Source organism: Psychrobacter sp. TPE 89C (assembly GCF_055522395.1).
This window is the reverse complement of record NZ_JBVFXW010000087.1, coordinates 1-5,556: the sequence shown is the minus strand read 5'-3', so window position 1 is coordinate 5,556 and position 5,556 is coordinate 1. Positions and strand designations below refer to the sequence as shown.

The window sequence follows — 5,556 nt, the reverse complement described above, 5'->3', positions numbered from 1 at the left end:
ATAGAGAGCTGACGATGACCTACTCTCACATGGACGAATCCACACTACCATTGGCGCAACGATGTTTCACTTCTGAGTTCGGGAAGGGATCAGGTGGGGCCATCGCGCTATTGTCGTCAGCAAAGGGGGTTAGATATGAGTCTGTTGTTTTTATTGTTTGACTTCAAATTTTACTTTTTAGTCGATCAACTTATAACCTAACTGAATCAAGGTTAAAGGTGATATCGAAATGTTCTTTCTTATTCTATAAGCCACTACAGCTTATACAAGATAGATTAATTAGACTTGTATACAAACCACTTGGGTGTTGTATGGTCAAGCCAAACGAGCAATTAGTACAGGTTAGCTACATGCATCGCTGCACTTCCACACCCTGCCTATCAACGTCCTAGTCTTGAACGGCTCTTTAGGGAAATCTAATCTTGAGGTGGGCTTCCCGCTTAGATGCTTTCAGCGGTTATCCCATCCGAACGTAGCTACCGGGCAATGCCACTGGCGTGACAACCCGAACACCAGAGGTTCGTCCACTCTGGTCCTCTCGTACTAGGAGCAGATCCTCTCAAATTTCCAACGCCCACGGTAGATAGGGACCGAACTGTCTCACGACGTTCTAAACCCAGCTCGCGTACCTCTTTAAATGGCGAACAGCCATACCCTTAGGACCTGCTTCAGCCCTAGGATGAGATGAGCCGACATCGAGGTGCCAAACACCGCCGTCGATATGAACTCTTGGGCGGTATCAGCCTGTTATCCCCAGAGTACCTTTTATCCGTTGAGCGATGGCCCTTCCATACAGAACCACCGGATCACTAAGACCTACTTTCGTACCTGCTCGACTTGTGGGTCTCGCAGTTAAGCGCGCTTTTGCCTTTATACTCTACGACCGATTTCCGACCGGTCTGAGCGCACCTTCGTACTCCTCCGTTACTCTTTAGGAGGAGACCGCCCCAGTCAAACTACCCACCATACATTGTCCTCGGTATTGTTATACCTGAGTTAGAACCCCAACATGACCAGGGTGGTATTTCAAGATTGGCTCCACAAACACTAGCGTGTCTGCTTCAAAGCCTCCCACCTATCCTGCACAAGTCAGGTCAAAGTTCAATGTAAAGCTGTAGTAAAGGTTCACGGGGTCTTTCCGTCTAGCCGCGGGTACACAGCATCTTCACTGCGATTTCGATTTCACTGAGTCTCTGCTGGAGACAGCGCTGCCATCATTATGTCATTCGTGCAGGTCGGAACTTACCCGACAAGGAATTTCGCTACCTTAGGACCGTTATAGTTACGGCCGCCGTTTACTGGGGCTTCGATCAAGAGCTTCGCTTACGCTAACCCCATCAATTAACCTTCCAGCACCGGGCAGACATCACACCCTATACGTCCACTTTCGTGTTTGCAGAGTGCTGTGTTTTTAATAAACAGTTGCAGCAGCCTGGTATCTGCGACTGCCAGCAGCTCAAGGAGCGTGTCCTATCACCACCAACAGCGTACCTTCTCCCGAAGTTACGGTACCATTTTGCCTAGTTCCTTCAGCAGAGTTCTCTCAAGCGCCTTGGTATTCTCTACCTGATCACCTGTGTCGGTTTAGGGTACGATTCGTTTATAACTATTGCTTAGAAGCTTTTCCTGGAAGCATGGTATTTGCCACTTCACTGTACAAGTACAGCTTGCTATCAGATCTCAGCCATGTAGTAGCCCGGATTTACCTAAGCCACAAGCCTACATCCTTTCACCTGGACAACCAACGCCAGGCTGACATAACCTTCTCCGTCCCTCCATCGCATTATAAACAAGTATCAGAATATTAACTGATTTCCCATCGACTACGCCTTTCGGCCTCGCCTTAGGGGTCGACTCACCCAGCCCCGATTAACGTTGGACTGGAACCCTTGATCTTCCGGCGTGCGAGCTTTTCACTCGCATTATCGTTACTCACGTCAGCATTCGCTCTTGTGATACCTCCAGCATGCCTTACGACACACCTTCACAGGCTTACACAACGCTCCCCTACCACTTGAAAACAAATTCAAATCCGCAGCTTCGGCTCCTAGTTTGAGCCCCGTTACATCTTCCGCGCAGGCCGACTCGACTAGTGAGCTATTACGCTTTCTTTAAAGGATGGCTGCTTCTAAGCCAACCTCCTAGCTGTCTATGCCTTCCCACCTCGTTTCCCACTTAACTAGGAATTTGGGGCCTTAGCTGGCGGTCTGGGTTGTTTCCCTCTCCACAATGGACGTTAGCACCCACTGTGTGTCTCCCGGATATCACTCATCGGTATTCGGAGTTTGCATCGGTTTGGTAAGTCGGTATGACCCCCTAGCCGAAACAGTGCTCTACCCCCAATGGTGTTCGTCCGAGGCGCTACCTAAATAGCTTTCGGGGAGAACCAGCTATCACCGAGTTTGATTAGCCTTTCACCCCTATCCACAAGTCATCCCCTGGCTTTTCAACGACAGTGGGTTCGGTCCTCCGGTGCCTGTTACGGCACTTTCAACCTGCTCATGGATAGATCACTCGGTTTCGGGTCTATACCCTGCAACTAAACGCCCTATTAAGACTCGGTTTCCCTACGGCTCCCCTAAACGGTTAACCTTGCTACAGAATATAAGTCGCTGACCCATTATACAAAAGGTACGCAGTCACTCCAATAAATTGAAGCTCCTACTGCTTGTACGCACACGGTTTCAGGTTCTATTTCACTCCCCTCACAGGGGTTCTTTTCGCCTTTCCCTCACGGTACTGGTTCACTATCGGTCAGTCAGGAGTATTTAGCCTTGGAGGATGGTCCCCCCATCTTCAAACAGGATTTCTCGTGCCCCGCTCTACTTAATATGTTAACTCTAATGTTTCGAATACAGGACTATCACCTACTACGGTCAGCTTTCCCACGCTGTTCTTCTACATTAGAATTAATCGGCTTCTCCCCGTTCGCTCGCCGCTACTAGGGGAATCTCATTTGATGTCTATTCCTAAGGGTACTGAGATGTTTCACTTCCCCTCGTTCGCTTCTTGTACAAGTACAAGATACCTACCTTATGGTAGGTGGGTTTCCCCATTCAGAAATCTCCGGATCACAGGATATTGCCGCCTCCCCGAAGCTTATCGCAGGCTGTCACGTCTTTCATCGCCTCTGACTGCCAAGGCATCCACCATGTGCGCTTCATTACTTGACCATACAACCCCAAGTAGTCTCTCGACTTCTAAGTGTCATACAATCTAATTATGATAACGATATCACCTAATTTTATACGCTTGATTCAGTTCTCTTATTACTTTTTTAATAACTCACCCCTGGGATAACAACTGATGTCGTTAAGAGGTGAGTTATTAAGGTTAAGAAGTGCGCGTGAACACGCACCTCCTAACCCAGACTCATATCTATGTTTTTAAATAGTTCCTACTCTCTCGTCGAGTAGCAGGTTCTGTATAAAACAGAAAGAAGTAATCTTATGCAAATCACTTGTTTCTATTTAATACCTATTTTATTTATTAGCATCTAAAGTTCGTATTTATAGTGGTGGAGCCAAACGGAGTCGAACCGTTGACCTCCTGCGTGCAAGGCAGGCGCTCTACCAACTGAGCTATGGCCCCGTAAATAATGGTAGGCCTGGGCAGACTTGAACTGCCGACCCCCGCGTTATCAACACGGTGCTCTAACCAGCTGAGCTACAGGCCTTTGTATGCCTACAAAGGCAAAAGCTAATAAATACTAGCTTAAACTAAAGAACAACTTGTTGTGAATTCTTGCTGACCGAATGTCATCTATAAGGAGGTGATCCAGCCGCAGGTTCCCCTACGGCTACCTTGTTACGACTTCACCCCAGTCATCAACCACACCGTGGTGAACGCCTCCCCGAAGGTTAAGCTATCCACTTCTGGTGCAATCAACTCCCATGGTGTGACGGGCGGTGTGTACAAGGCCCGGGAACGTATTCACCGCGGCATTCTGATCCGCGATTACTAGCGATTCCTACTTCATGGAGTCGAGTTGCAGACTCCAATCTGGACTACGATAGGCTTTTTGAGATTCGCATCACATCGCTGTGTAGCTGCCCTCTGTACCTACCATTGTAGCACGTGTGTAGCCCTGGTCGTAAGGGCCATGATGACTTGACGTCGTCCCCGCCTTCCTCCAGTTTGTCACTGGCAGTATCCTTAGAGTTCCCGGCTTAACCCGCTGGTAACTAAGGACAAGGGTTGCGCTCGTTGCGGGACTTAACCCAACATCTCACGACACGAGCTGACGACAGCCATGCAGCACCTGTATTCTAATTCCCGAAGGCACTCCCGCATCTCTGCAGGATTCTAGATATGTCAAGACCAGGTAAGGTTCTTCGCGTTGCATCGAATTAAACCACATGCTCCACCGCTTGTGCGGGCCCCCGTCAATTCATTTGAGTTTTAACCTTGCGGCCGTACTCCCCAGGCGGTCTACTTATTGCGTTAGCTGCGTCACTAAGTCCTCAAGGGACCCAACGACTAGTAGACATCGTTTACGGCGTGGACTACCAGGGTATCTAATCCTGTTTGCTACCCACGCTTTCGAGCCTCAGTGTCAGTATTATGCCAGAAGGCTGCCTTCGCCATCGGTATTCCTCCAGATCTCTACGCATTTCACCGCTACACCTGGAATTCTACCTTCCTCTCACATACTCTAGCTCTACAGTTTCAGATGCAGTTCCCAGGTTGAGCCCGGGGATTTCACATCTGACTTATAGAGCCACCTACGCTCCCTTTACGCCCAGTAATTCCGATTAACGCTTGCACCCTCTGTATTACCGCGGCTGCTGGCACAGAGTTAGCCGGTGCTTATTCTGCAGCTAATGTCATCGTCCGTGGGTATTAACCACGGAGTCTTCTTCACTGCTTAAAGTGCTTTACAACCAAAAGGCCTTCTTCACACACGCGGCATGGCTGGATCAGGGTTTCCCCCATTGTCCAATATTCCCCACTGCTGCCTCCCGTAGGAGTCCGGGCCGTGTCTCAGTCCCGGTGTGGCTGATCATCCTCTCAGACCAGCTACAGATCGTCGCCATGGTAGGCCTTTACCCCACCATCTAGCTAATCCGACTTAGGCTCATCTAATAGCGAGAGCAGTAAACTGCCCCCTTTCTCCCGTAGGTCGTATGCGGTATTAATACGAGTTTCCCCGTGCTATCCCCCACTACTAGGTAGATTCCTAAGTATTACTCACCCGTCCGCCGCTCGACGCCTGATAGCAAGCTATCATCGTTTCCGCTCGACTTGCATGTGTTAAGCCTGCCGCCAGCGTTCAATCTGAGCCATGATCAAACTCTTCAGTTTAATCTTGCTATGAAGTCCTTTAAAGAGACTTCTAAACTTGGCTCATCTAATCTGGCAAAATCGCTAAAAATTATGTTCGTAATGAATTAACTTTGAGTTTTTTTACTGTCTTAAATGATAATTTTTATAGTTAGAATTCTATCGAAAAGATAGTCAACCAACTTTATTTTTTAACATTCTGAATCAGCAAAAATCCACACAAGTTGTTCTTTAGTTATGCTTTTAAATAATGCCTAATCACTGTCGTCCAGT

General features: G+C 48.3%; 2 tRNA genes and 3 rRNA genes. All 5 read right to left on the bottom strand.

Features of this window, described 5'->3' with window-relative positions:
• Positions 1-6 precede the first annotated feature (6 nt).
• Positions 7-121 (bottom strand): 5S ribosomal RNA (gene rrf, locus ACZW67_RS14130).
• A 190-nt stretch (positions 122-311) separates the two neighbouring features.
• A 23S ribosomal RNA gene (locus ACZW67_RS14125) occupies positions 312-3,173 on the bottom strand.
• Positions 3,174-3,515: 342 nt separating this feature from the next.
• Positions 3,516-3,591, bottom strand: a tRNA-Ala gene (locus tag ACZW67_RS14120).
• Positions 3,592-3,599: 8 nt separating this feature from the next.
• Positions 3,600-3,676: transfer RNA gene (locus ACZW67_RS14115), tRNA-Ile, on the bottom strand.
• Positions 3,677-3,765: 89 nt separating this feature from the next.
• Positions 3,766-5,304 (bottom strand): 16S ribosomal RNA (locus ACZW67_RS14110).
• Together the 16S, 23S and 5S rRNA genes with 2 tRNA genes alongside form the textbook arrangement of a ribosomal RNA operon.
• Between the last annotated feature and the right edge of the window lie 252 nt (positions 5,305-5,556).